The 2,124-nt window shown below is 70.9% G+C and carries 1 protein-coding gene and 1 pseudogene; both read left to right on the forward strand.

From position 1 onward, the window contains the following. Positions 1 to 435: 435 nt before the first annotated feature. A pseudogene (locus NBW84_RS03860) lies at positions 436 to 909 on the forward strand (anti-sigma factor); the annotation flags it as partial. Positions 910 to 1,070: 161 nt separating this feature from the next. Beyond that, a complete protein-coding gene (locus NBW84_RS03865) occupies positions 1,071 to 2,099 on the forward strand; it encodes an RNA polymerase sigma factor SigF (RefSeq protein WP_250281773.1) in 1,029 nt (342 codons plus the stop codon). Positions 2,100 to 2,124: the final 25 nt, after the last annotated feature.

The following is a 2,124-nucleotide window of genomic DNA, read 5'->3' on the forward strand; positions in this document are numbered from 1 at the left end:
CGGCCTCCGCGCAGGGATCCGGGAACCCGGGGGACCGCGGCGCCGCGGACAGCATGACCGGCAACAGCGTCCCGCCTGTTCCCGGCCCGCCGGCGGCCCGGGGAGCCGGGCCCTGCGCGTCACGGCTGACAGCACTGATCATAACCAGCTCATAACCAGTATTGATCATAATCTCGGCTCCGGCCGGAGCCGGCGGGCGGGAGCATCCCCGAACGGCGATGGGACGTAGTCGGCATCACCCACACAATCCGCAGAATCGATCACCCGACCTGCGGTGGCGCCTCGGCACTGGGTACGGTGGTCTTCACGTGGCATGAGCTGGGCGCGGACGTCTCCAGCCTCGACCGGCACAACCGCTGCCCAGGTGGGGGTCAAGAGATCAGATGGAATACGGAACCGCAAGGCACTCAAGAAGGCACTCAAGGGGGTAACACCGTGGACACAACGCCGAGGACCGAAACCACCAGCGGTCAGGGCGGTGTCCCCGGGGCGGGAGTCCCCGGCGGACGGCTGCGAGACGTCGTCCAGCTGACCCTGCCCGCCGCGAGTGCCTATCTGTCGGTCCTGCGGACCGCCACGGCGTCGCTGGCGGCCCGCGCGGACTTCACCCTCGACGACATCGAGGACCTGCGGATCGCCGTCGACGAGGCGTGCGCGCTGCTGCTGCTGTCAGCCGTCCCCGGCTCGGCTCTGGAATGCACCTTCGAGCTCTCCCCCGGCGTCATCGACGTCTCGGTCACGGTGCTCAGCCTGGACGGCGAGCCACCGTCCATCGAGACGTTCGCCTGGACGGTCCTGACCGCGCTGGCCGACGAGGTGTCCTCCGCCGTGGACGCGGACTCGCGGGTCACCATCGTGCTACGCAAGCGGCGCGGGATACCCGAGGAACACATCCACAGTCCCCGGGCCGCGGCACCCAGGACACCAGCGCCCACGGCACCGGCCGCCACGACGCCATCCCCCGTGGCACCATCCCCTGTGACGCCATGGACCGAGAACGCCGGCGCGCCGGCCAGCGGGCCGGTGGGCACGCCGTGACCGCAGGGCGTACCCGACCGTTTCAGGACGCCGTGGCCACGACCAGGCAACGCTCGAAGGCCTTCCTCGACAACAGCCACGATCTTTTCCTCGCCGCGGACGAGGAGGCCACGGACGAGACGCCGCCCGGCACGTCGGTGACGGACCCCGCCCCCAGGCAGGCGACGGTCGCGGCCCAGGGCCGTCCCGGCCACGGTCCCGAGCATGACCACGACCATGCCGGCCCTGGCCCCGACGCCGGTCACCACGGCCACGGCCCCGACGCCGGTCACCACGGCCGTGGCCACGGCCATCCCGGTGAGACCAACGACCGGGTACGCGCCCGGGAGCTGTTCACCCAGCTGGTCGCCCTTCCCGAGGGGGACCAGCGGCGGGCCGAGATCCGTGACCAGCTCGTCCGGATGCACCTGCCGCTCGTCGAGTACCTCGCGCGCCGTTTCCGCAACCGCGGCGAGCCCCTGGACGACCTGACCCAGGTGGCGACGATCGGTCTGATCAAGTCGGTGGACCGTTTCGATCCCGAGCGCGGTGTGGAGTTCTCCACCTACGCGACCCCGACGATCGTCGGCGAGATCAAACGGCACTTCCGGGACAAGGGCTGGGCGATCCGGGTCCCGCGGCGGCTCCAGGAGCTCAAGCTGTCGCTGACCAAGGCCACCTCGGAGCTGTCCCAGACGCTCGGCCGCTCACCGACGGTCAGCGAGATCGCGGCCCATCTCCAGATGAGCGAGGAGGAGGTGCTGGAGGGCCTGGAGTCCGCCAACGCCTACTCGGCGGTCTCCCTGGACGCGCCGGACTCCGGCGACGACGAGGCCCCGGCGGTGGCCGACACCCTGGGCGTCCAGGACGAGTCCCTCGAGGGGGTCGAGTACCGGGAGTCACTCAAGCCGCTGCTGGAAAAGCTGCCCCCACGGGAGAAGCGCATCCTGCTGCTGCGGTTCTTCGGCAACATGACCCAGTCGCAGATTGCCACCGAGCTCGGGATCTCCCAGATGCACGTCTCGCGGCTGCTCGCCCGCACACTGGCCCAGCTGCGCCGCGGCCTGCTGGACGACACCTGACGGGCCCCGCACCGCGCGGCCGGGC

It is taken from the genome of Protofrankia sp. CiP1_Cm_nod2 (genome assembly GCF_920664355.1).
In the GTDB taxonomy this organism is placed as follows: Bacteria; Actinomycetota; Actinomycetes; order Frankiales; family Frankiaceae; genus Protofrankia.